At 29.1% G+C, this 24,083-nt stretch carries 22 protein-coding genes; 18 read left to right on the forward strand and 4 right to left on the reverse strand.

What is annotated here, in order from left to right:
* Positions 1-136 precede the first annotated feature (136 nt).
* Genes hemA through ARA56_RS10500 form a run of 7 tightly spaced genes read left to right on the forward strand, consistent with a single transcriptional unit; the run spans position 137 to position 7,475 of the window.
* Positions 137-1,348: a glutamyl-tRNA reductase gene (gene hemA, locus ARA56_RS10470; protein ID WP_055266462.1), complete on the forward strand. Its 1,212-nt coding sequence runs from the start codon at positions 137-139 to the stop codon at positions 1,346-1,348.
* Positions 1,306-2,037: an NAD(P)-dependent oxidoreductase gene (locus tag ARA56_RS10475; RefSeq protein WP_055266464.1), complete on the forward strand. Its 732-nt coding sequence runs from the start codon at positions 1,306-1,308 to the stop codon at positions 2,035-2,037. Before hemA ends, ARA56_RS10475 begins: the two co-directional genes overlap by 43 nt.
* The gene (gene hemC, locus ARA56_RS10480) at positions 1,982-2,854 is read left to right on the forward strand and encodes a hydroxymethylbilane synthase (protein ID WP_055266466.1); all 873 of its coding nucleotides are present in this window, start codon (positions 1,982-1,984) and stop codon (positions 2,852-2,854) included. The genes ARA56_RS10475 and hemC overlap by 56 nt, the downstream gene beginning before the upstream one ends.
* Positions 2,855-2,864: 10 nt before the next feature.
* Positions 2,865-4,349, forward strand: coding sequence for a uroporphyrinogen-III C-methyltransferase (cobA, locus tag ARA56_RS10485; protein ID WP_055266468.1), 1,485 nt, complete (start codon positions 2,865-2,867; stop codon positions 4,347-4,349).
* Entirely contained in the window at positions 4,342-5,316 is a 975-nt protein-coding gene (hemB, locus tag ARA56_RS10490; protein WP_055266470.1) for a porphobilinogen synthase, read from the forward strand. The genes cobA and hemB overlap by 8 nt, the downstream gene beginning before the upstream one ends.
* A gap of 36 nt (positions 5,317-5,352) precedes the next feature.
* The gene (hemL, locus tag ARA56_RS10495; protein WP_055266472.1) at positions 5,353-6,627 is read left to right on the forward strand and encodes a glutamate-1-semialdehyde 2,1-aminomutase; all 1,275 of its coding nucleotides are present in this window, start codon (positions 5,353-5,355) and stop codon (positions 6,625-6,627) included.
* On the forward strand, positions 6,627-7,475 hold the full coding sequence (locus ARA56_RS10500; RefSeq protein WP_055266474.1) for a sirohydrochlorin cobaltochelatase: 849 nt from the start codon (positions 6,627-6,629) through the stop codon (positions 7,473-7,475). Before hemL ends, ARA56_RS10500 begins: the two co-directional genes overlap by 1 nt.
* 358 nt (positions 7,476-7,833) lie before the next feature.
* Here ARA56_RS10500 and zupT read toward each other — a convergent pair whose 3' ends face one another.
* On the reverse strand, positions 7,834-8,613 hold the full coding sequence (gene zupT, locus ARA56_RS10505; protein ID WP_055266476.1) for a zinc transporter ZupT: 780 nt from the start codon (positions 8,611-8,613) through the stop codon (positions 7,834-7,836).
* A 151-nt stretch (positions 8,614-8,764) separates the two neighbouring features.
* On the opposite strand from zupT, the gene asnB reads away from it, so the two are divergent.
* The 10 genes from asnB (at position 8,765) to ARA56_RS10555 (ending at position 20,534) form a co-directional block, all read left to right on the forward strand.
* Positions 8,765-10,606, forward strand: coding sequence for an asparagine synthase (glutamine-hydrolyzing) (gene asnB / locus ARA56_RS10510; protein ID WP_055266478.1), 1,842 nt, complete (start codon positions 8,765-8,767; stop codon positions 10,604-10,606).
* A 254-nt stretch (positions 10,607-10,860) separates the two neighbouring features.
* On the forward strand, positions 10,861-11,544 hold the full coding sequence (locus ARA56_RS10515; protein ID WP_055266480.1) for a DUF554 domain-containing protein: 684 nt from the start codon (positions 10,861-10,863) through the stop codon (positions 11,542-11,544).
* Between the two features lie 358 nt (positions 11,545-11,902).
* Complete coding sequence (locus tag ARA56_RS10520) at positions 11,903-12,997, forward strand: BMP family lipoprotein (protein ID WP_055266482.1); 1,095 nt, start codon at positions 11,903-11,905, stop codon at positions 12,995-12,997.
* 704 nt (positions 12,998-13,701) lie between these two features.
* Entirely contained in the window at positions 13,702-15,222 is a 1,521-nt protein-coding gene (locus ARA56_RS10525; protein WP_055266484.1) for an ABC transporter ATP-binding protein, read from the forward strand.
* A complete protein-coding gene (locus tag ARA56_RS10530; RefSeq protein ID WP_055266486.1) occupies positions 15,222-16,310 on the forward strand; it encodes an ABC transporter permease in 1,089 nt (362 codons plus the stop codon). The genes ARA56_RS10525 and ARA56_RS10530 overlap by 1 nt, the downstream gene beginning before the upstream one ends.
* Complete coding sequence (locus ARA56_RS10535; RefSeq protein WP_055266488.1) at positions 16,310-17,257, forward strand: ABC transporter permease; 948 nt, start codon at positions 16,310-16,312, stop codon at positions 17,255-17,257. Before ARA56_RS10530 ends, ARA56_RS10535 begins: the two co-directional genes overlap by 1 nt.
* 164 nt (positions 17,258-17,421) lie before the next feature.
* The gene (locus ARA56_RS10545; protein WP_055266492.1) at positions 17,422-18,906 is read left to right on the forward strand and encodes an ABC transporter permease; all 1,485 of its coding nucleotides are present in this window, start codon (positions 17,422-17,424) and stop codon (positions 18,904-18,906) included.
* Positions 18,907-18,920: 14 nt separating this feature from the next.
* Complete coding sequence (locus ARA56_RS17035; protein WP_278336519.1) at positions 18,921-19,310, forward strand: ATP-binding cassette domain-containing protein; 390 nt, start codon at positions 18,921-18,923, stop codon at positions 19,308-19,310.
* Positions 19,307-19,609: an ATP-binding cassette domain-containing protein gene (locus ARA56_RS17040; protein ID WP_278336520.1), complete on the forward strand. Its 303-nt coding sequence runs from the start codon at positions 19,307-19,309 to the stop codon at positions 19,607-19,609. Before ARA56_RS17035 ends, ARA56_RS17040 begins: the two co-directional genes overlap by 4 nt.
* Positions 19,610-19,766: 157 nt before the next feature.
* The gene (locus ARA56_RS10555) at positions 19,767-20,534 is read left to right on the forward strand and encodes an N-acetylmuramoyl-L-alanine amidase family protein (RefSeq protein WP_055266494.1); all 768 of its coding nucleotides are present in this window, start codon (positions 19,767-19,769) and stop codon (positions 20,532-20,534) included.
* A gap of 63 nt (positions 20,535-20,597) precedes the next feature.
* On the opposite strand, the gene ARA56_RS10560 is transcribed toward ARA56_RS10555, so the two are convergent.
* Positions 20,598-21,101 carry a ferritin-like domain-containing protein gene (locus ARA56_RS10560; RefSeq protein ID WP_055266496.1) on the reverse strand — a complete coding sequence of 168 codons (504 nt, stop codon included), beginning with the start codon at positions 21,099-21,101 and terminating at the stop codon, positions 20,598-20,600.
* A 264-nt stretch (positions 21,102-21,365) separates the two neighbouring features.
* Positions 21,366-21,995: a hypothetical protein gene (locus tag ARA56_RS10565; RefSeq protein ID WP_055266498.1), complete on the reverse strand. Its 630-nt coding sequence runs from the start codon at positions 21,993-21,995 to the stop codon at positions 21,366-21,368.
* A 197-nt stretch (positions 21,996-22,192) separates the two neighbouring features.
* On the opposite strand from ARA56_RS10565, the gene ARA56_RS10570 reads away from it, so the two are divergent.
* Positions 22,193-22,609 (forward strand): DUF3785 family protein, encoded by a 417-nt coding sequence (locus ARA56_RS10570; protein ID WP_055266500.1) that lies wholly within the window; start codon positions 22,193-22,195, stop codon positions 22,607-22,609.
* A gap of 54 nt (positions 22,610-22,663) precedes the next feature.
* On the opposite strand, the gene ARA56_RS10575 is transcribed toward ARA56_RS10570, so the two are convergent.
* Positions 22,664-23,983, reverse strand: a complete 1,320-nt coding sequence (locus ARA56_RS10575; RefSeq protein WP_055266502.1) for an MATE family efflux transporter — start codon at positions 23,981-23,983, stop codon at positions 22,664-22,666.
* Positions 23,984-24,083 lie beyond the last annotated feature (100 nt).

A 24,083-nucleotide genomic window follows, 5' to 3' on the forward strand; every position in this document is an offset into this window, starting at 1 on the left:
GCTAGAGTAGCTTAAAGTTACAAAATTATAGATTTGGACTTTTAGTTAACAGTTCATCTACCTAAATCAGAGATTTGGAGACTCACTTAAAAAGTAGTATAATGTAAATATAATAATAAATATTAGGAGCGATAAAATGATAAGATTATTAGCTATAAGAAAAAATATTTCATTAGATATAAGAGAAAAGTTCGTACTTAATCCTAAAAAGCTAGAAGAAGGGCTTAAAGCACTACATAATATATTTGATGAGGTAGTAATATTAAATACATGTAATAGGACAGAAATTTATTTTAATAGCTCTTGTGAAGAAAAGGATGAAGAGATATTAAAAAAGATTTTTGAAGCATTAAAGTGGGAATATGAGTTAGCTGATAATTGTGTTGTTTTAGACCAAGAAAGAGCTATAAGACATCTTATGGATGTAGCCTGTGGATTTCATTCAAAGATTTTTGGAGAAGATCAAATTTTAGGGCAGATTAAAAATGCTTATTCTAAAGCTTTAGAATTAAAAACTGTAAAAAGCATATTAAAAAAATTATTTGAAATGACAATCAGCTGTGGAAAGGAATTTAGAACAAAAAGTAAGCTATATGAAATACCTGTATCTTCAGCATCTATAGCAGTAAATGAAGCTATAAAAAATAATTCGAAAAAATTTATGATAATAGGATATGGGGATGTAGGAAAATTAGTTTCAAAATATATTTTAGCTAATGATTTTGAATCATTAATTATTGGTGTAAGAGATATAAGTAAAGTTAATGATATTAATGATGATAGAGTTTTAGCAATGAATTATGAAGAAGCTAGAAAACATATAGAAAATATAGATTGTCTAATAACTTGCACTTCCGCGCCACATTTAATGATAGAAAGAGTACATATTAAAGAGAGAAATACGCCATTACATATTTTTGATTTATCAGTTCCTCGTGATGTAGAGGATTCTGTAAAATACATAGATAAAGTTTATTTATATGATATTGATAAGGTAAGTTCTATTGATGATAAAAACAAAGAAATAAGAAAAGAGATAATGATATCAAATAAATATATTATTGAAAAAAGTATTGATAAATTTAACCAGTGGAATAAGCAACGTAAAATTTCTCCGTATATAAAAGAAATGAAAGAAGAAAGAGATAAAGTAATATTAGATAGAATAAATAGTTTTTCACATAAGTGTAAGAATGAAGATGATATACAACTGGCAAATACTCTTATAAAAAGCGCTACAGATGTATACATTAATAGAGCAATAGAAGTTTTAAAAGAGGAAACATTAAAGGGTAGTGAGGAAGAATGTTTAAGAATTTTGAAGAGAATATTTATGGAGAAGAAATAGAAAGAATATATTTATCATTTTTCTCAAATAAATTACGAGTTGGAGTAATTGGTGGAGGGAAGGCTGCTATCATAAAGATAAGAAGCTTTTTAAAGAGAAATGTATACGTAGAAGTATTGTCAAGAGAATTTTCTGAAGATATTTTAAATATAAGAGATAAAAACCTTAGATTAATAAAATCAGACTATAAAAGTGATTTTATTCAGGATAAACATATAATTGTAATAGCAATAAATGATAATGAGTTATTACAAAGAATAAAAGATGAATGTGATGAAGCTTATAAGCTATACATTAATTGTTCTGATTTTAAAGATGGTATTGCAGCTATGCCAGTTCAACGAAATTTGAAAAATATATCTTTTGGAATAAATACTGTTGGTGGAAATCCTAGAGGTGCATTAATGGTTGCTGATATTGCTTATAAATCACTTTGTAGTATTGATGATTTTATAGGTTTTATAACAAGGCTTAGAAATAACGCTAAGGTATTAGGAAATCATAAGAAGGAAGTAATAGAATTTTTAAATTCTAATGATTTTAAGTTTTTTTATGATAAAGGAAAAGATAAAACTGTATTTAAGCTTTTTTTAGAGGATGAAGATTTACAGTGCTTATATAGAGGTGAGATAAATGGAGATAGTTATAGCAACAAGAAAGAGTATTTTAGCTCAAGTTCAAGCAGATAAAGTAGGAAAGCTTTTAGAAGAAAAGAGAAATCTAGATTATAAGAAGCTTTTAATCGTAACAGAAGGTGACAGAAGGTTAGATGTGTCTCTTAATAAAATTGGAGGTAAAGGTCTTTTTGTTAAAGAGATAGAATATTCACTAATTAGATTAGAAGCAGATTGTGCTGTTCATTCTATGAAAGATGTACCTTATGCTTTAAGTAATGAATTTGAAATAATAGCAATACCTGAAAGGGAAGATATTAGAGATTGTTTTATCTCAGCTGACGGTACTCATTTTAATGATTTAAAGGAAGGTGCTACAGTAGGAACAAGTAGTATAAGAAGAGCATCTTTTTTAAAAATGATGCGACCAGATTTAAATATAGTACCTATAAGAGGAAATGTTCAAACAAGATTAGAAAAGATGAAGAAGGAAGAAATGGATGGAATAATCCTTGCTGCTGCGGGCTTAAAAAGATTAGGTATGGAAGATATAATAACAGATTATTTTGATCCAAAGGTATTTTTACCAGCTATAGGGCAAGGTGCATTAGGAATAGAGTGTTTAAAAGAATCTAAATATAGAGATGAGTTTAAAGCATTAGATTGTAAGAATTCAAGAATAACTGTTGAAGCTGAAAGAAGTTTTATGACAGCTTTAAATGGAGACTGTCATAGTCTTATTGGAGCTTATTCAGAAATAATAGATGATGAATTATATATGATAGGCGCTTATGAAGTAGATGGTGAAATAATAAGAAAAGAAATAAAAGGGAAAATTGAAGATAACAAAGAGTTGGGAGTTAAACTTGCGGAAAAAATATTAAATCATTAGGAGTATAGTTATGAGTAAAGTTTACATAATAGGAACTGGGCCAACAGATGAAGAGTTATTAACACTTAAAGCTGTAAGAATATTAAAAAAATGTACAGCTGTGTTATATGATAGATTAGTTTCTAATAATATTTTAAATTATTTAAATGAAGAATGTGAAATTTATTACTGTGGTAAAGAGCCAGGAAGTCATTATAAAACTCAAGAAGAAATTAATGAGTCTATTGTAAAACTTGCTAAAGAAGGTCATATTGTAGGAAGGATAAAAGGTGGAGACCCTTATGTTTTTGGTAGAGGTGGAGAAGAGGTATTAGCTCTAGTAGAAGAAAACATAGATTTCGAAGTAGTTCCAGGGGTAACCTCTCCTATAGCAGTTTTAAACTATGCAGGTATACCAATAACTCAAAGGGCTATGGCACAAAGTTTTCATATAGTGACTGGGATGTCTGCAGGAAGTTCAAAAATAAATTATGAGGCATTAGCAAAAGAAACAGGTACCTTAGTTTTTATGATGGGTCTTGAAAATTTAGATTTGATTATAGAAAATTTATTGAAAAATGGTAAAGATGCAAATACAAAAGCTGCAGTAGTTATGAGAGGAACATCATCAAAGCAGAAGAAGGTAGTTGGAACTATTGCCGATATATCTCAAAAGGTGAAGGAAGCTGGATTGAAATCGCCTTGTATAATAGTATTTGGAGAGGTTGTATCTCTAAATGATAAATTAGATTGGTATGGAAACAAACCTTTATTTGGAGCTAATATTTGTGTAACAAGAACTAGAGAGCAATCACAAAGCTTGAAAGAAAAATTAAGAGATTTAGGTGCTGAGGTTACTGAAATAAATTCAATAAGAATTAAAGGTACAGAAGAGAATCTTAAAGGATATTTAGATAGGTTGGAAGATTATGACCATATAATATTAACTTCAGTAAATGGAGTTAATAGATTCTTTGATTATCTTGTAAAAGAAGAGTATGATATTAGAAAAATTAAAGCAAAGTTTTCTGTTATAGGAAAAGCAACTAAGAAAGCATTACAAGCAAGAGGTATTCAGCCTTTTATAATGGCAAGAGAATTCGTAGGTGAAGGTTTGTTTAAAGTTTTAGAGCCTGAACTTAAAAAAGATGAGAAGGTTCTTATACCATGCTCATCATCAAGTAGAACATATTTAAAAAATGAAATTGAATCTTTAGGATTAAAAGTTGATAGAGTACATACATATGATACAGTTTGTGGTGAGATAAAAAATCCAAAAGCTTTTGAGGAAGTAGATATAATTCTTTATACTAGTCCTTCAACAGTTAAAAATATGGTTGATATGGTTGGATTAGAAAAGATAAAGGAAAAGACCAATATAGCTATAGGTCCTCAAACTAATAAAGCCTTAGCTGAAAGAGGAGTAGAGGCTCTTATTTGTAAAAAGCATTCAGAAGATGGTTTCTTAGAAGAAATCGTTGAGATGTATAGGAATATGGAGGATTATTATGATTAAAAGAGGAAGAAGAATAAGAGAAACAGCAGCTATTAGAGCTATGGTTCGTGAAAATATATTAACAGCAAATGATTTTATATATCCTATATTTGTAGTTGAGGGTGAAAATATAAAGGAAGAAATAAAATCTATGGAAGGCAATTATCATTGGTCTATAGATAGATTAGAGGAAGTAATAAATGAAGTTATTAATTGTGGTGTAAAAGGAATAATTTTATTTGGAATTCCTGATACAAAAGATGAATGTGGTAGTTCAGCTTTTGATAGTAATGGAATAGTTCAAAGAGCCATAAAGAAAATAAGAGAAATATCTAAAGATTTATATATAATAACGGATGTTTGTATGTGTCAGTATACTATTCATGGTCACTGTGGAATATTAGATGGTCATAGAATAGATAATGATGCTACTTTAGAAAAGTTAGGTCAAATAGCACTATCACATGCAAAGGCAGGAGCTGATATGGTGGCCCCTTCGGATATGATGGATGGAAGAATAGGATTTATAAGAAATGTATTAGACAATAATGGGTTTACACATGTGGCTATTATGAGTTATGCAGCTAAATATGCCTCTGCATTTTATGGTCCGTTTAGGGAAGCGGCACATTCAGCACCACAGTTTGGTGATAGAAAGTCATATCAAATGGATCCTGCAAATGGAAGAGAAGCTTTAAGAGAAATAAATATGGATATTGAAGAAGGTGCAGATATAATAATGGTTAAACCAGCACTTTCTTATTTAGATATAGTAAGAAAAGCCAAAGATATTGTCGATATTCCAATATGTGTTTATAATGTAAGTGGAGAATATTCAATGATTAAGGCTGCTGCGAAGGCAGGACTTATGAATGAAAAGGCAACAGCTTTAGAAATGCTTCTTTCTATGAAAAGAGCAGGAGCTGATATAATTATAACTTATTATGCATTAGAGGCATCTAAATGGTTAAAGGAAACACAGAACTAATCAGAGATTTAGAGTGTCAGTTAGAGGAGAATTAATATGGGTAACAGAGAAATATTTGAAGAATCTAAAAAATATATGCCAGGTGGAGTTAATTCACCAGTAAGAGCATATAAAGATATGGGAATAAATCCTCCAGTAATGAAAAGTGGTAAAGGTGTTATAGTAAAAGATGAAGATGGAAATGAGTATATAGATTTTGTTTTAGCTTGGGGACCTATGATATTAGGTCATTGTAATGATGATATTGTAAAATGTATACAAGAAATAAGTGAAAGTTCTATAGCTTTTGGAGCACCTACTGAATTAGAGCTTCAAATGGGAAGATTCTTATGTGAAAACTTAGATAATGTTGAGATGGTAAGAATGGTTAACTCTGGAACAGAAGCTACTATGAGTGCTATAAAACTGGCAAGAGGATATACTGGAAAAAATAAAATAATAAAGTTTGCAGGTTGTTATCACGGGCATTTTGATGGTTTTTTAGTTGAGGCTGGTTCTGGAGTTTTAACAGAAGGAATTGCTGGATGTTTAGGTGTGCCTAATGAAAGTGTTAAAAACACATTAATTGGTGTATATAATGATATTGAACAAGTTAGAGCTTTATTTGAAGCTTATCAAGATGATATAGCTGCTGTTATTATTGAACCTGTAGCTGGTAACATGGGAGTTATAAAGGCTGATGATAAATTTATGGAAACTCTTAGAGTGCTTTGTGATGAATATGGTTCGCTTCTTATATTTGATGAAGTTATGAGTGGATTTAGAGTGGCATTTAAAGGAGCCCAAAGTTTATTTGATGTTAAGCCTGACCTTGTAACTTATGCAAAGATTATGGGTGGAGGTCTACCTTGTGGAGCTTATTGTGGAAGAAAAGAAATAATGGAAAAGTTGGCACCTCTAGGTGGGGTATATCAAGCAGGTACAATGTCTGGAAATCCTGTAGTTATGGCAGCTGGACTTGCAACTTTAAATATACTTAAAGAAAACCCAGAGATATATAATCATATAAATAAAATAGGTGAAAAATTAGAAAATGGGCTTTTAGAAATAGCAAAAGAAAAGAATATAGATATAGTTGTTAATAGAGTAGGGGGAATGATGACAATATTCTTCACAGATTTAGCAGCAGTTAATACTTATAATGATGTAAAGACTTGTGATATAGAGAGATTTAAGAGATATTTCCTTCATATGCTTAAGAATGGTATTAATTTACCTCAATCTCAATATGAAGCAGTATTTTTATCTTCAGAACATACAGAAGAACATATTAATAAATTCTTAGATGCATTTAGAAAGTTTGAAGGATAATGAAGAGAGCAGTATTAATAGTTAGTTTTGGAAGTTCTAACTTAGATGCTTATAAACAAGTTGAATCTTTTATAAAAAATATAAAAGATTCGATAGATAAAGAACTATTTATACAGTGTGTATTTACATCAAATATACTTATAAAGAGAATGAAAGAAAAAAATAATATAGATATTTTAAATGTTAAAGAGGCCTTAGAAATATTATTTAATGATGGATATAAAGAGGTGATTTTGCAGCCATTACATATGATTGATGGAAAAGACTGTGATTCGTTGAGAAATATCCTAGAAGAAAATAAAGATAGGTTTAATTATATTAAATTAAATCCCACACTACTTATTAATAAAGGAAAAAATACTAAAGAATCTGCTTTAAATATAGCAAATGCCATAAAGGATAATGTGAATAAAGATAGGTGTGTAGTGTTAGTAGGGCATGGTAGCAATAGATGTCAGGATAATTGTTGTTATACATCTATAGGAATTAATCAGTGTTGCGGAGATAATGGTAATGTATGTAATGATGATTGTTATCAGGAAATTGAAAAGGCCCTTCAAAGTATAGGATATAAGAATGTTATAATTGGAACATTAGAAGGTAGCAGAACTAGGAGTGTTGTACTTAAAGAACTTAAAGATAAGAAAATAGATGATGTGATAATAATGCCTTTATTAGTTTTACCTGGAAATCACATAATTAAAGATATAAAAGGAGATAACTCTTGGGAAAGCTTGTTTAATGAAAATGATATAAATGTTGAAGTAAATTTAAAGAGTTTATTAGAATACGAAAAAATTCAAAAACTTTATATTGATATGATAAATGAAGCTATAAATGTTGAGTGAAAATCTAAATCTTTGATTTAGTTATTTATATGAACTTAAGTGAAAGTTTGTAACTTTAAGTTACATAGAGTGAATTCATCTATAGGATTAGTTTGATTTACTCCATAATAAAAAGGTTGTAGCAATACAACCTTTTTATTATGGAATTGTTATATTATTAAGGCAATTATAAGTCATTTCTACTAGTGTGTAGATAACTCCACCAAGAGTAATTGTCAATAAAATACTCATAATAAAAACCTCCACTTAACAAAATTTAATTTCTATATTAATATAATAATCCAAAAGTATTAATAAAATACAGATAAAAATGTTAAGAATTATTAAATTCACAGAAGTTTCATATAAAAAATTAAATTTATAATAATAAATGTGTTATAGGCATTATAGCTACGCCTAAAAATATTGATGCTAATGAAAGTTTTATATGACCGTATTCTCTTGATGATGGAATAAGTTCAGAAAATGAAATATACATCATAATACCAGAAACTACAGCGAATACTATTCCTAGTACTAAGTCATTAATAAATGGTTTTAAAAACAAGAATGATATAAATGCTCCAAGGGGTTCAGCCATTCCTGAAAGAAAGGAGTATTTTAATGCTTTAGCTCTACTTTTAGTTGCAAAATATATTGGCATAGCTATTGCAATACCTTCTGGGATGTTGTGAAGTGCTATAGCTAAAGTTACGGAAATTCCTAAAGCTGCATCTTGGTAACCAGAAACAAATGTAGCAATACCTTCAGGGAAATTATGTATCATTAAAGCTATTGTAGATACTAAACCAACTCTGAAAAGGCCAAAATTTTTATCATCCTTTGGAACTTGAGATTTTTCTTCGTCTGGTATAAAGCTATCAATTAAAAATGCCATTAAAGCACCGATAAGCATAAATAATATTGACCAAAGTATTCCGTTTGCTTTTCCGTGATATTTGCTTATAGCTTCTTGTGCTGCTGGAAAAAGGTCTGTAAAAGATACTGTTATCATAACTCCAGCAGAAAATCCAAGAGAAAATGTAAGAAATCTATTGTTTTTTGTTTTTGTGAAAAATACTAAAACTGCCCCAATCACTGTTGAAAGTCCGGCTATAGATGAAAGTATTAATGGAAATAGAGAATTTTTATCAATCATACAGAGCTCCTTTTATCATTATTACATAACTATAATATGATTGAATTAATAAGTTTATTTATAATATATAAACTATATTTTTATATATTTTTACACTCTAATTAAATATTCGTCATATTCTATTATATGGATTTAATGAGAGGTGAAAATTATGTGTGGTATTGCAGGATGGATAGACTTTAATAACGATTTAAGAGATAAAAGAAGCATCGTAGATAAGATGGTAAAGACTTTAGAGAGAAGAGGACCAGATGATGAAGGAGTATATGTAAGTACTAATGTTTTATTAGGACACAGAAGATTAGTTGTAGTTGACCCAGAAGGCGGAAGACAACCTATGACTAAGATTGTTGATGGCAATGAATATACTATAGTTTATAATGGAGAATTATATAACACTGAAGACTTAAGAAAAGAGTTAATAAATAAAGGATTTAATTTTGAGTCATATTCAGATACTGAAGTTTTATTAACATCTTATATTTGCTGGGGACTTGAAGTAATAAATAGATTAAATGGTATATTTGCTTTCGCTATCTATGATAAGAAGAAAGAACAAGTTTTTTTAGCAAGAGATCATATGGGAGTAAAGCCTTTATTTTATGCTAAGAGAGGTAATTCTATAATTTTTGGATCAGAGCTAAAGACTATATTGGCACATCCTTATGTAAAAGCAGAAGTGGATAGAGAGGGATTAACCGAAGTGTTTGCAGTAGGACCAGCTCGTCCTCTTGGAAGTGGTATTTATAAAGGGGTAAATGAAATAGCACCAGCTAATTGTATGGTTATCAATAAAGATGGTGAACGTATATGGGAATACTGGAAGGTTACTGCTAGAGAATTAGATGAAACTACAGATGAATCTATAGAACATGTTAGAGAGCTATTAATAGATGCGATTAAGAGACAATTAGTTGGAGATGTGCCTATATGTACATTTCTTTCTGGAGGTTTAGACTCTTCAATAATATCAGCAGTAGCAGCAAAGGAGTTTAAAGAGAGAGGAAAGACTTTAACAACTTATTCTATTGACTATGAAGATAATGATAAATATTTTAAATCATCACTATTTCAACCAACATCTGATCAATATTGGGCAGAAAGAATGGCTGAATTTATAGGAAGTAATCATAAGACAGTAGTTTTAAGTCAAAAAGATTTAGCAGAAGCGCTTATAGAATCTACTTTAGCTAGAGATTTACCAGGTATGGCTGATATAGATTCATCTTTATTATTATTTACAAGAGAGATACGAAAGGATTTTGTAGTTGGATTATCAGGAGAATGTGCAGATGAAATATTTGCAGGTTATCCTTGGTTTACCAATGAAGAAATGATAAATGCAAAGACATTTCCTTGGTCAAGAAGTGTAAGTAGTAGAAGAGAAATTTTAAATTCTAATTTAAAGAATTTAGATATTGAAGGCTTTACAAATGATCAATATGAAAAAACATTAAAAGATGTTCCTCATATAGATGGAGAAGATGCAAAAACTTATAGAATGAGAGAGATATTCTATCTTAATTTAAAGTGGTTTATGGTTAATTTACTAAATAGAAAAGATAGAACCACTATGTATAATAGCTTAGAAGTAAGAGTTCCTTTTGCTGATCATAGAATAGTTAATTATGCATTTAATTTACCAGTTGAAACTAAGTTGTTAGATGGAAGGGAAAAAGGACTATTAAGAAAAGCATTTGTAGGTATTTTACCAGATGAAATACTATTTAGAAAAAAGAGTCCTTATCCTAAAACTCATAATCCTGTATATACTTCAATAGTTTGTAGTATGATGAATGAAATTTTAAATGATAAGACTTCTCCGATATTAGAAGTAATTGATAGAAATGTGGTTAAAGAAATTGTTGAAAGTAAAGGGGAATCTTTTAAGACCCCTTGGTATGGACAATTAATGACAGGACCTCAATTAATAGCTTATTTAATACAAGTTAATGCATGGCTTAAAGAATATAATGTTAATTTAATATTATAAGATTAAATTTGTTAAGCTAATATGCTCACTTTATATTGGACTGTTAAGAATAACAGTTCATATTAAGTGAGCTTTTTTAGTTAATAGTTAATTAGATAAGAGGAATATGTTTGAAATGTCTATAAAAGTATTTAATTTAAGAAAATTATAAAATTGATACAGATATATGTTTTAATGGTAAAATATAGTTAATAAATGTATATTTAAGTGATATGAAATATTTAGAGTTAGAATAAAGATAGGAGTTGAGGTAAGTGATAGGGACGATAGTTAATAGTGTAGCAGTTGTTATTGGTTGTTTAATTGGATTTATAATTAAGGGAAGATTAAAAACAAATATAAGTAATACTATAATGAGTGGACTTGGATTATGTGTATTATATATTGGTGTATCAGGAGCATTAAAAGGTGAAGATACTCTTTTGATGATAATATGTATTGTTATCGGAGCCTTAATAGGAGAATTAATAGATATAGATAAATGGTTAAGTAGATTGGGTGAGATAATAGAAAGAAAGGTAAATAAAGTTGGTAAGAGCAATATTTCAATTGCAGAAGGCTTTGTATCAGCAAGTCTTTTATTTTGTGTTGGAGCTATGGCTATAGTTGGCTCATTAGAAAGCGGATTAAGAGGAAATCATGACACATTATTTGCAAAATCTTTATTAGATGGGGTAACTTCTATAATATTAACTTCGACATTAGGAATAGGAGTTATTTTTTCAGCTGTTACAATTTTTATATATCAAGGATTAATAACTTTGGGGGCAGGCATGTTAGCTAATGTTTTAAGTGAGTCAGTTATTAATAATATGACAGCAGTGGGTAGTTTACTGATAATAGGGTTGGGATTTAATATTTTAGGAATTACTAAAATTAAGGTAGCTAATATGTTACCAGCTGTTATTTTACCTGTTTTATTAGGGGTTTTTATGTAGATTTTAGAAGAATGATATTAGTATTATATTTGATAATATTAAATATAATTATAGTGATGTAGAGTAGTTAAGTGAATTGTTTAAGTATTATATGGTGCAAATTAAATGAAAAATATTAAATTAATGTATCTATTTAGTTGTTGTATTGAAAAAAAGTAAATAATGGTATAAAATTGAAAGTGAATTAATGTGCAAATATAAAATCTCTCTATTAACTCGTAAATTACGACAAAAATATCTAAAAAAATTAAAAAAGATACAAATGGTATTGAAAATACGAATAATATGTTTTATAATAAATTCATAATTCGTATACAATATAAATTAAAGAGTATATTATTTGAGGGGGAAATTAAAAATGAAAAAAAGAGCAATCGCATTAGCACTTTCTGCACTTGTGCTTACTGGTCTTGTTGGATGTGGAAGCAAATCAGAAGGGGGACAAACACCTGCTGAAGATGCAATGAAAGTTGGGATGGTTACTGACTCTGGGACAATTGATGATAAATCATTTAACCAAGGTACTTGGGAAGGTATAATAAAGGCAGAATCAGAACTTGGTATCGACAAGAACTATATAAAACCAGCAGGAGAAACAGAAGCTGATTACTTAAAAGAAATTCAAAATCTTTATGATACAGGATATAAATTTATAGTAACTCCTGGATTTAAATTTGAAACAGCTGTATTCCAAGCTCAAACAAAATATTCAGATGCTAAATTTGTAATTTTAGATGGAGCTCCACACTCAGGAGATTATAACAATGTTATAGCTGATAATACAGTTTCAATTATGTTTGCTGAACATGAATCTGGATTCTTAGCTGGTGTAGCAACTGCTTTAGAATTACAAGATGGTGAACTAGGATTCATTGGTGGATTAGAAATTCCTGCAGTTCAAAGATTTAACTGGGGATTCCAACAAGGTGTAGCTTATGCTAACGAAAACTTAGGAACTAAGATGTCAATAAAAGAAGAAAATGTTAAATATGCAAACAGTTTTGCTGATATCCCAGCAGGTAAGCAATTAGCTGCTACTATGTACGATAGAGGAGTTAAAGCTATATTCTGTGCTGCTGGTGGAACTGGACTAGGTGCTATAAACGAAGCTAAAGAAAGAGTTTCTAATGGAAATGAAGTTTGGGTTGTAGGTGTTGACGTTGACCAATATGCTGATGGTATATATGATGAAGCAAATAACAAATCAGTTGTTTTAACTTCTGCTATGAAGAAGATAGATACAGCTACATTTGATGTTATTAAAGCTGAATTAGATGGTGAATTCCCAGGTGGAGAACAATTAACATTTGATGCTAAGAATGACGGTGTTGGTATTCCTGCTGAGAATCCAAACTTAAGCAAAGAAACTACTGATAAAGTTGCAGAAGTATTTGAAAAGATCAAATCTGGAGAAATTGTGGTTTCAGGAGAGCAAGGGGACTTAATAAAATAATTTTGTTGTAGAAATAGGTGAGCTTAAGCTCATCTATTTTTTTATTTTCAAGTAAAATGCAAAAATAAAGAGGATTCCGTTTAGAAAAAAGTAGATTGTTCTTTAAAACTATGAATTAAGCATATACTATTATTGATGAATATATATACTTAAAAACAAAAAGAATATACTAAATTGAATGCGTAAGTGATGTAAAATATAATTGAAATAAAGTTAATAGTAGTTGGAATGAATAGTGTTAATTTAAGTAGTAATAAATTCAATAAAGAAATCATTAAATAAAGTGGTTAAAGTTTTTTATGAAATTAAAGAAAGTAATATAAATGTTTCAAATGAAAAAGTATACATTGGAATCTGGCGAAAAGTTGAGGAATATAATAATAAACTTTTGAGAGTGATTTAATAAGATAGAGGTTATAAATGGAATTATATTACATAATATTGCAATTCAAAATATGACGAAAATTGTTGAAAATACGAAAGATATGATATATAATTTTAATATAATTTGTGTATCACTGTAGAGTGATAAAATAGAGTTTAAAAGTAAAAGTATATTAGTTCTGAATGTTGATTTTAGATTCAAAAAAAGTTCGGTATTTATTTTTAAATACTTTATGGAATTGTTTAACAATGATATTAAATATTGTATAATTAAAATTGAGACAGAGCTTTCAATAAGTAAAAAAATAGGAGGAGATCCGATGGAATATGTAGTAGAGATGCTGAATATTCGAAAAGAGTTTCCAGGGATTGTGGCGAACGATAATATCACACTTCAGTTAAAGAAGGGTGAAATTCATGCTCTTTTAGGAGAGAATGGTGCTGGTAAATCTACTTTAATGGGAATGCTTTTTGGTATGTATCAACCAGAAAAAGGGACGATAAAGATAAGAGGAAAAGAAGTTAAGATTTCTAATCCAAACGTAGCAAATGATTTGGGAATAGGAATGGTTCATCAACATTTTAAATTAGTTGAGAACTTTACTGTTACAGAAAATATTATTTTAGGTTATGAGCCTAAAAAATATATGACAGTAGACATAAAAAATGCAGCGAAAAAGATAGAGCAACTTTCTAAACAATATGGATTAAATGTTGACCCATATGCAAAGATAGAGGATATTTCTGTTGGTATGCAACAACGTGTTGAGATATTAAAGATGCTATACAGAGATGCTGAAGTTTTAATATTTGACGAACCTACAGCAGTATTAACTCCACAAGAAATAATAGAGTTAATAGATATAATGAAAAATCTTATTAAAGAAGGAAAGTCAGTTATATTAATTACACATAAGTTAAAAGAAATTAAAGAAGCTGCAGACCGTTGTACGGTTATAAGAAGAGGTAAATACATAGGAACTGTTGATGTAAAAGATACAGATGAAGCTGAAATGGCTAAAATGATGGTTGGTAGAGAAGTATCATTTAAGGTTGATAAAAAAGAAGCTAATCCTGGAGAAGTAGTTCTTAAGATAGACAAGCTATCAGTTAAAAATAATAAAAAAGTATTAGGATTAAAGGATTTTTCTATAGAATTAAGAAAAGGTGAAATTCTTGGGATAGCTGGTGTTGAAGGTAATGGACAAACTGAACTGGTTGAGGCATTAACTGGCATGAGACATATAGAATCAGGTGTTATAACGTACAAAAATATGGATATAACTAAAAGCTCTATTCGTGCAAGAATTGATAACGGTATAGCACATATTCCAGAAGATAGACATAAAAGAGGATTAATTCTGGATTATACTATAGAAGATAATATGGTTTTAAAAGCTTATAAAAAGAGACCTTTCTCAAAGAATGGGTTAATTAACAGAGCTAAGATAAGAGAGTATGCAAATCATATTATAGAAACTTTTGACGTAAGATCAGGTGAAGGTGGACAATCTATAGCTAGAGGTCTTTCAGGAGGAAACCAACAAAAAGCTATAATAGGACGTGAAATAGAATCAAATCCGGATTTATTAATCGCTGTACAACCTACAAGAGGATTAGATGTTGGTTCTATAGAGTATATTCATAAGAGATTAGTAGAACAAAGAGATGCTGGTAAGGCCGTATTACTTGTATCACTAGAATTAGATGAAGTTTTAAATGTATCAGATAGAATTGCTGTTATAAATAATGGTGAATTAATAGGTATAGTAAATGCTTCAGAAACAGATGAAAATGAAGTCGGTTTAATGATGGCTGGTATAAAGAGAGGTGACAAGTAATGGAAAAGAACAGAGGATTAAAGTCTATATTAGCTATAGTATTAGGTCTTTTAGCTGGTGCTCTTTTAATGTTAGCTATGGGGTTTGAACCAATCAAAGGTTATCAATTCCTATTCAAAGGTGGATTGATGAATATTGAAAGAATTGGTAATACGATAGCTACAGCAACTCCATTAATACTTACAGGTCTTTCAGTTGCCTTTGCATTTAGAACAGGGTTATTTAATATTGGTACTCCTGGGCAAATGTTATTTGGAGGATTTTGTACAATAGCAGTAGGTTTAAGCTTTGATTTACCAACTGTTGTTATAGTACCGTTAATGGTTTTAGCTGGTATTTTAGGTGGAGCTTTATGGGCAGTAGTTCCAGGGTTATTAAAAGCACTATTTAATGTTCACGAAGTTGTTTCATCAATAATGATGAACTGGATTGCTTACTGGACAATATATTATACAGTTCCAAAATACTTTAAAGGTGAGTATTTGGAAACAGAATCTAGGATGTTACCAGAAACGGCAACATTAAGAGTAAAGTGGTTAAGTGATCTTTTCGGAGGTTCATATATTAACTTAGGTATTATACTAGCATTAGTTGCAGTATTTGTAGTTTGGTTTATATTAAATAAAACAGTTTTAGGATATGAATTAAAAGCAGTTGGATTTAATAGATTCGGTGCTGAATATGCAGGTATGCCTGTTAATAGAAATATAGTTATTTCTATGATGATTGCAGGTGCTTTATCTGGTCTTGCAGGTGTAATTCAGTATATGGGTAATGCAACAGTTATGCAAATAGGTGTAATGCCTTCTCAAGGATTTGATGGTATCGCAGTATCATTATTAGGGGCTAATACTCCAATAGGAGTTCTTTTCTCAGCGTTATTCTTTGGAATACTATATGTAGGAAAAGGATTTATGAATGCAGCTGTAAAAATACCACCAGAACTTGCAGATACTATAATAGCTACAATAATATACTTTGCAGCTACAAGCGTAGTTATGGATAAAGTTATTAAGAAGTTTAAGAATGTTAAAAAAGATAGACTAGAAAATAAGGCTAATTCATCAGAAAGGGCGGTGGAGAAATAATGTGGACAATAATTCAGCAGATATTTCCATATGCAATAGCTTATACAATTCCACTATTAATAGCAGCTCTAGGTGCTCTTTATTGTGAAAGAAGTGGTATTGTAAATATCGGTATTGAAGGGCTTATGGTTGTAGGATCATTTGCAGGAGCTTTCACCATTTCAAAACTACAAGCAGCTGGTGTTCCAGGAGCATTATGGATTGGATTATTAGTAGCAGCTTTAGTTGGGATGTTATTCTCGTTACTACATGCTTTTGCAAGTATTAATTTAAGTGCAAACCAAGTTATTAGTGGTACAGCTATTAATATGATAGCTGGTGCATTAACAGTTTTCTTAGCAAGAAACCTTACTGGAAGTGGTAATATAAGAGTAACATTAGGATTTATTCCAAAAGATATACCTGTACTTTCAGATATACCTGTAATAGGACCGCTATTATTTACAAGATCATATATAACTACATGGTTAGTGTTATTAATATTAGCTATATTTACATTTTTACTATACAAGACAAGCTTTGGTTTAAGATTAAGAGCTTGTGGGGAGCATCCTCAAGCAGCTGCAGCAGCAGGTGTTAATGTATATAAGATGAGATATATAGGAGTTATGATTTCAGGAGCTTTTGCAGCCTTAGGTGGAGCTATAATACTTGTAACTTACTCAGGAGAGTTTAATGGTAACGTAGCTGGATTAGGATTCTTAGCAATAGCAGCATTAATATTCGGACAATGGAAGCCATTAGGTATTTTAGGAGCTACATTATTCTTCGGATTTGCAACTACCCTTGCGAATGTATCTCAAGCTATACCTGAACTAAGTAGCATTCCACAGGTTGCATTAAAGGTATTCCCATATGTGGTTACTTTAATAGCGTTAATAATATTCTCTAAATCATCACAAGCACCAAAAGCAGCTGGTGAAACATTTGATGCAGGAAAGAGATAATAATAGTAAAAATAAGCCGTGCAAAATTTTGCACGGCTTATTTTTATATGAATTTTTAATCATTTTTAGAATGAAAAATACAGAGTTTTTTCATTTTATTTACATATTATTGTCATTAGTTATAAGTATTATAAATATGAAATTTAATGAAGGGACTGAAATAAATGGACTTTATATTTAGAGCAATTATAACTTTAAAAGAAAAATTAGGAAGAACATTGATTTTATTAAGTATCATGTTCGTTATATCAGCAGTTGTATTATCATCTTTTGGAATTCAATCAGCTACTGATGCAGCAGCTGTATTAGCAAGGCAAAAGTTAGGAGCAAATGTAACTTTATCACAGAATGTAGAAAAATTAATGCAAGAGCAAAGAGAGAATATGGCTGCTAATAGTGCAGAAGGAGAGAAACAAGGGGGAGGGGCAGGAAGATTTAATATAACTAGAGTACAAGTTCCTTTAGAATATATTGATGAGCTAAGTAGCAATGAAAGTGTTGTTGCATATTTAGCTACAAATAGTATCCAAGCTAACTTAGATGAATTACTAGCAGTAGGAGCTAGTGAAGAAGAAACAATAGAGGAAACATCATCAAAGCCAGGATTTGGTGGTGGAATGAATATGAAAGGTAGTATGGGAGATATCACATTCACTGGAATAAATGATTTTAAAACAACATCAGCTTATGTTAATGGTGAAGCGGAGCTATTAGAAGGTAGAGAACTTACTGAAGATGATTTAGGTACTAATAATGTAATGATTGAAGAAAATTTTGCTATTGCAAATAATTTAGAAATTGGAAGTGAATTTAATATCACAAATATATCAGGTGAGAATTTAATTGGAGTTACAGTTATTGGAATATATAAAACATACACATCTATTGATGATAATGGATTAAGAAATACTGCAATGTTACCTTATAACAATATATATTCATCTTATACATTAGTTAATCTATTAAATGGAAAAGCAGAAAATTCAGGTGTTGATTCAATTACATTTTACTTAGATGATCCAGCTAATGTAGATAGTTTTTTAGAATATGGAGATAGCACATCAATTGATTTTGATACATTTATACTTGATGCAGGAAATAGAGAGTATGAAGCAATGATAGAACCTATTGAAAATGTTGCATCATTTTCTAAAATAACTATTTTAATAGTAGCAGTATTTGGTGGAGCAATTTTAGCATTAATTATAATGTTATCGATAAAAGATAGAATTCATGAAGTTGGAATTCTTATGTCATTAGGGGAAAAGAAGTTTAAAATAATAGGACAATTTACTGTTGAAGTGCTAACGGTTCTACTTCTTGCAATAGTAATTTCAGTAGCAGCAGGTAATACAATAAGTAATAAAATGAGTGATATATTATTAGCAAATGAATTGAAAACTGAGCAAACAGAAGTGAGTAATTTGGTTACTAGTGATAGACCTACCAAAGGAAATAAACCTATGATAGGGATGAATAGCTCTAGTACAACTGTAGATAAAATTGAAGAATTAAATGTTAATATAAGTCTTTTAGACATAGGAAAGATGTCTGGTATTTCGATATTAATAGCGATAATTGCTACTATGCTACCATCATTGATGATAATGAGATATAATCCAAAACAAATTCTAAGTAAACATAATTAATGGAGGAGTTAAATATGGAAGAAAGAGTTGAAAGAAAAAATGATGTCTTATTAAAAACTAAAGGGTTAGGATATTGGTACGACAATAATAAAAAGATATTAAATAATATAGATATGGAATTTGAGAAAGGGAAATTTTATTCTATAGTTGGATCATCAGGAAGTGGAAAAACTACATTATTATCATTAATTGCTGGATTAGACCAAGTAAAAGAGGGAGATATATTTTTAGGTGATAATAACATAAAAAATATTGGATTAGATAATTACAGAAATAAACATGTTTCTATTATATTTCAAGGATATAATTTAATGAATTACATGACAGCGCTTCAAAATATAACTTCAGCTATGTCAATAAAAAAATTAAAAAGGAAGATAATAAGAAATTTGCTTTGGATATGATTAAACGTGTTGGATTGACAGAGGAACAAGCAAATCAAAAGGTATTAACGTTAAGTGGCGGACAACAGCAAAGAGTTGCTATAGCAAGAGCCTTATGCTGTGATAATGATATTATAATAGCAGATGAACCAACTGGAAACTTAGATGATGAAACGACAGTAGAAATAATTAAATTATTTAAGGATATAGTTTATAAGGATGGTAAAACCGTTATTATGGTTACTCATGATAAGGATGTTGCTAAAGAAACGGATGAAATTTATGCTGTAAAAAATAAAGGGATAATAAAAATTAAATAGAAAATATAGAGAAATGGTTGAATTTTAAAATATATAAAAATTCAACCATTTTTCTTGTAAAAATACATTTAATGTTCACATTAGACACACAGAGTTACCATATAAACTTGTTATTATATTTCTAAAGAAAGAACTAGAAAGGACAGAAGTTTTATAGATGAGTAGCAGAAGAAGAAGGGTGTATAGAAGAAAAAAAAGAAGATATAGAAGAATTTTTATAATTAATTTATTTCTAATTTTTATCTTAATATCGTTGATTAAAATTGTTAATATTTGTAGTGGGTTGATTAAGTCACCAGATGCAAGAATGGTTTCAAGTGATATTAATCTATTAGAAGATACTGATGTTTTTACAGTTTGTATTGATCCAGGTCATGGCGATTGGGATGTTGGTGCTATTGGTGTAAATGGTTCATATGAGAAAGATATTGTACTAGATATAGCACTTATAGTTGGAGAACTATTAGAAAATAGTGGGCTAAATGTTGTATACACGAGAAATACTGATACTTTAAGTTGGTCCGATAATTCTATAGAAAATTTATATGAAAGAGTTCGTATAAGCAAAGATAATAATGCGGACTTATTTATATCAATTCATTGTAATAGTACATATGATTCTTCGGAGTATAAAGGAGTAGAGACGTGGTATAATCCTGAAAGTGAGGATAGTAAAGCTTTAGCATTGGTGATACAAGAAGAGTTAAGTAACTTAGAGTATACAAATGATAGAGGAATAAAATTTTATAGTGATGATGCGCCTTTAGCAGTTCTAAATAATAATGATGCACCATCAGCTCTTATTGAATTAGGATTTTTAAGTAATTGGTCAGATGAAAATATTTTAACTTCGAAAATTTGGCAAAAAAATATAGCGGAAGCAATATGTAATGCAATTTTAAGCTATAAAGATTTAATTGAGTAAAAAAATCGCCAAGGCAATTAAGCAGTTGGCGATTTTTTACATGCATTTCATTAAATCTACTTTTTACAAAACATATTTATCATATAATTCAGTAAATAGTTTTATATGATACTCCTCATCTAAGATGATTCTATCTATTATATCAACTATATGAGTATCATCTATTTGTTTTGCAGTTCTTTTATATTGAGCAATAGCTTCTTTTTCATCTATTATATCGATAGTTAAAGCTTTTTTTAAATCTGTATTAAATGATAAAAATTCAGGAGTCCAAAGATTAGTTTTTTTATGTTTATATATCCAATAGCCAGGATCTTTTCCAAGCTTTACGATTAGCTCACCAAGTATTTGAAGATGATGCATTTCAACTATTGATATTCCCTTAATAGTTTCTGAAATATCTGGATATTTATTATCACTAAATGCTATTTCGTGGTATACATATTGGGTAACAGCTGAGAGTTCTGATACAGAACCAGCATAATTCAACAAGATTAAGTTTGCGTAGATAGGATTTTTTTCTTTTACCTCTATTGGCGGATAAGGTATATTAACATAGTATTCCATAAAATTTTCTCCATAAATTATTTTAATAATATAGTATGAAGAAGAGTAAATAAAGTGAGAAGCACTTTGGTGAAAAGTTTGACTGCATCAAAAGAGAAAGGGTCACTAACGTGACAGAGAAAATATTACCTTTGGTAATAGTGAAAAGTGTCTACATTAGTGCCTTTCATTTTAACTTAAGTTAACTTTTCCACGCTACGTTAGTAGCCTTTTCACTTCGACGAAGTCGACTTTTCACCTGCTAGCTTTGCGAACAATTTCTTTCTAAATAAATCTATTTCTGATTTTTCCATAAGCTGATAAAGCTAAGGAATATGGTGCATCAAAAATGCTGTAGGATTCATCAGTGGAATAAAGATTATATAAAGGATATTTGTTGATTTTACCCTTATATAATAATGTTTTGTTTTCTAGGTCTAATAAATCCATAGGTCTAATAAGCTCTGGAAGCTTGTCCGTTTTGTAGATTCCAGATTCTATTAAAGCTTCAGCGACAAATTGTGAACAGAAATAATAATTTTCTCTTTTAATTGGTTTATTAAATAAAAGAGTAGCGGTCCCTAGTACGCTATATTTGTATTTTGACTTATCCATTAAAAATTTATCGATATGATTTTTTAATGAAGTATATTGTTCAGAAGTAACAGAAACCTTATATATTAGGCATTTACTTTCAGGAAACATTGAAAATACTCCTGAGTAAAGATTTTCTTCTACGAATCCAGCTGGAAGTACATATGCTGGATTTATACGTCCAAATGAATACATTGTTTGAAATGTCGGATCAAATGAGATAGATATATGTGCAAATTCTTTTTTTGTAAAGAATGAAATAACGTTAGAAAATAGAGTTCCAGTTTTTGAAAAAATTATGTAAATATCGTTATTAATCAATTTAATTCCCTCCCCCGTTTTATATATTCATATTTTACACCAAATTACCAGTAATGTTAATAAAAAATGAATAATTTTAATGAAAAGTAAATATAACAATAATAAAGTATTAATGGAAAAAATAATAGTAACATTTAACTTTATAAGTTATTTATGATAAAATAGTATAAATTAAATAAGAAAGTAAGGTACATATTATGGAATACACATGTAAATTTGATGAAAAAGAATATATATTAAATGAAGAAAATCTATATTGTTTTTTTAATGATGAAGAAAATCCTATTAATGATGTAGATGAAAAAAAGATTATAGAAATATTAAATAATAGTGATAAGGTAGACTTTTCTAAAGCATACTTTAATTTAGCTTGTGAGAATTGTCAAACAGGAGTTGAAGAAAAGAAGAAATTCTTTGATTTCTTAGGATATAATTTTTATATTTTCACAAAGAATGGAAAATACGTTGTAAGCAATATAGAACCACAATATGAAGGCTCAACATATGATAAGTTATATGCACTTGGTAAAGTTGATAACAGTTATTTAGTAACTATTAACGTATGTAAGCATTGTGGAGAATATTCAATAGAGATAGAAGAGTTTGAACTTTAATATAGTATATTAATAAATAATGACTACCTAAATTATAGGTAGTCATTAAATTTTTTAGCTAAGTAAATTTTTAAAACTTATTTTAATAGACCATACTGAGATTAATAAACAAATAGCTTCAGATAATATTGTTGCTATCCATATTCCATTTCCTCCGTATAGAATTATTGTAATAATTAGTGTAATTATTATTATAACTAGTCCTCTAGATATAGAGATTAGTGTGGCTAGGATTGGTGATTCTATAGAAGAACAAAAACCAGATGATAATATATTAAAGCCAACTAATAAAAATGATAATGAATATATTCTAAATATAATTATAGATTGATTTATTAGAGCACTATCATTTGATGCTATAAATACATTAATTATAGATGGTGAAAATAAAATACATATAATAAATATTCCAACTGATACTATAGCTATAGTTTTTAAAGTAATACTAAATAAATATTTTAGTGATTTAACATCTTCTGAACCATAGTAAAAACTACATAAAGGTTGAGCACCTTGAGTAATTCCTATCATAGTCATAAGAACTAATGTAGACACATAACATATTACACTATATGTAACTAATCCATTTTCACCTATAAATTTTAAAATGCTTTGGTTAAATATAAGAATAACTATTCCAGAAGTTAATTCTGTTATTCCATCAGGAAAACCTATACTTATAATTCTTTTAAATATATTAAAAGAAGGTTTGAATTTAACAAATTTTAAAGTTGATATTGGCTTTAAAAAGTGCAATGTAAAAAATAAACAAGATGCAACTTGAGATATTCCAGTAGCTATAGCAGCTCCTTTCACTCCAAATCCAAACTTTATCACAAATAAGTAATCTAATATAATATTGGTAATTGCTGATATAGAAACTCCTATTATTGCAAGGTTAGGAAAACCATCAGCTTTAGTTAATACTTCTAAACAGTAAGAAACTATAAAGAATCCATTAAAAAGTATTATTATACTTAAATAGTCTTTTACCATTTTAAAAGTACTTTCAGTAGCCCCTAGAAAAATTGATATTTTATTTATAAATATTAAACTAAATGCTAATAAAATTATTGAAAATATAATCATTATAGCTACATTAAAAGAAAAAATATTGTTTGCTTCATCTTTTTTATCTTGTCCTAGTCTTATTGAGATTAGAGTGGAAGTTCCTGTAGCGAAAAATATAGAAGATGCAAAAATTAAATTTACAAATGGCATAGCTATATTTACTGATGCTAGTGCAGTAGAACCAACTCCTTTTCCAACAAATATTCCATCAATTATTGTATAAATCGAATAGACCCACATAGCAGTTACTGATGGAATAAGATTTCTAAAAAAGCTTTTTCTTAAAGTTTTATTATCAGTCATTCTATCACTCCTAAATTAAACGGAAACTATTTCTTCTAGTGTTGAATTAGTAACTTTAAGTTACTAAATTGAAGTTTGGACTTTCAGTTAATGATAACTT

The sequence above is a fragment of the Clostridium disporicum genome (assembly GCF_001405015.1).
Lineage (GTDB): Bacteria > Bacillota > Clostridia > Clostridiales > Clostridiaceae > Clostridium > Clostridium disporicum_B.

Excerpts from the sequence above, each read along its gene's own strand:
- hemA (WP_055266462.1), top strand. The coding sequence starts at position 137 with ATGATAAGATTATTAGCTATAAGAAAAAATATTTCATTAGATATAAGA.
- ARA56_RS10475 (WP_055266464.1), top strand. The coding sequence starts at position 1,306 with ATGTTTAAGAATTTTGAAGAGAATATTTATGGAGAAGAAATAGAAAGA.
- hemC (WP_055266466.1), top strand. The coding sequence starts at position 1,982 with ATGGAGATAGTTATAGCAACAAGAAAGAGTATTTTAGCTCAAGTTCAA.
- cobA (WP_055266468.1), top strand. The coding sequence starts at position 2,865 with ATGAGTAAAGTTTACATAATAGGAACTGGGCCAACAGATGAAGAGTTA.
- hemB (WP_055266470.1), top strand. The coding sequence starts at position 4,342 with ATGATTAAAAGAGGAAGAAGAATAAGAGAAACAGCAGCTATTAGAGCT.
- hemL (WP_055266472.1), top strand. The coding sequence starts at position 5,353 with ATGGGTAACAGAGAAATATTTGAAGAATCTAAAAAATATATGCCAGGT.
- ARA56_RS10500 (WP_055266474.1), top strand. The coding sequence starts at position 6,627 with ATGAAGAGAGCAGTATTAATAGTTAGTTTTGGAAGTTCTAACTTAGAT.
- zupT (WP_055266476.1), bottom strand. The coding sequence starts at position 8,613 with ATGATTGATAAAAATTCTCTATTTCCATTAATACTTTCATCTATAGCC.
- asnB (WP_055266478.1), top strand. The coding sequence starts at position 8,765 with ATGTGTGGTATTGCAGGATGGATAGACTTTAATAACGATTTAAGAGAT.
- ARA56_RS10520 (WP_055266482.1), top strand. The coding sequence starts at position 11,903 with ATGAAAAAAAGAGCAATCGCATTAGCACTTTCTGCACTTGTGCTTACT.
- ARA56_RS10525 (WP_055266484.1), top strand. The coding sequence starts at position 13,702 with ATGGAATATGTAGTAGAGATGCTGAATATTCGAAAAGAGTTTCCAGGG.
- ARA56_RS10530 (WP_055266486.1), top strand. The coding sequence starts at position 15,222 with ATGGAAAAGAACAGAGGATTAAAGTCTATATTAGCTATAGTATTAGGT.
- ARA56_RS10535 (WP_055266488.1), top strand. The coding sequence starts at position 16,310 with ATGTGGACAATAATTCAGCAGATATTTCCATATGCAATAGCTTATACA.
- ARA56_RS10545 (WP_055266492.1), top strand. The coding sequence starts at position 17,422 with ATGGACTTTATATTTAGAGCAATTATAACTTTAAAAGAAAAATTAGGA.
- ARA56_RS17035 (WP_278336519.1), top strand. The coding sequence starts at position 18,921 with ATGGAAGAAAGAGTTGAAAGAAAAAATGATGTCTTATTAAAAACTAAA.
- ARA56_RS17040 (WP_278336520.1), top strand. The coding sequence starts at position 19,307 with ATGATTAAACGTGTTGGATTGACAGAGGAACAAGCAAATCAAAAGGTA.
- ARA56_RS10555 (WP_055266494.1), top strand. The coding sequence starts at position 19,767 with ATGAGTAGCAGAAGAAGAAGGGTGTATAGAAGAAAAAAAAGAAGATAT.
- ARA56_RS10560 (WP_055266496.1), bottom strand. The coding sequence starts at position 21,101 with ATGGAATACTATGTTAATATACCTTATCCGCCAATAGAGGTAAAAGAA.
- ARA56_RS10570 (WP_055266500.1), top strand. The coding sequence starts at position 22,193 with ATGGAATACACATGTAAATTTGATGAAAAAGAATATATATTAAATGAA.
- ARA56_RS10575 (WP_055266502.1), bottom strand. The coding sequence starts at position 23,983 with ATGACTGATAATAAAACTTTAAGAAAAAGCTTTTTTAGAAATCTTATT.